Here is a 368-nt window from a genome sequence, read left to right on the forward strand (position 1 = left end):
ACTGATCTTCAAGAATTCAATTCCGAAAAGTGCGGTGTTCGGTTTGGAAATGGGTACACATTTCGAAAGTAATGGGGGCGCAAAGCTGCCATTGAATCAATAGGTGTTGGAGGACTGCTCAGGGCCGTAAGCGGCGCCAGTGAAGTCGATTGTTCCACCCCGCGGCATGGCCGGTTTGAGCCCGCTTTGACCAATGCTGCATTTTGCAGCAAAGTCAGCTTTGTAAGAGACTTTTCTTAAACGCACCCATCCAAAATTCGCGTTGGAGAACCCGTGCCCACCATCACCGCATTCAAATCATCTCCCGACAAAGGTGTCGGCCTTGCGCGTGATATGCGTGTCCGTTGGGCGCTTGAGGAAGTCGGCCA

1 pseudogene is annotated in these 368 nt (G+C 52.2%); it reads left to right on the forward strand.

The annotated features are described in order from the left end of the window. Positions 1 to 273 precede the first annotated feature (273 nt). Positions 274 to 368, forward strand: a pseudogene (locus HEP89_RS29830) (glutathione S-transferase family protein); the annotation flags it as partial.

The organism is Labrenzia sp. 5N (genome assembly GCF_012395805.1).
Classification (GTDB): domain Bacteria; phylum Pseudomonadota; class Alphaproteobacteria; order Rhizobiales; family Stappiaceae; genus Roseibium; species Roseibium algicola.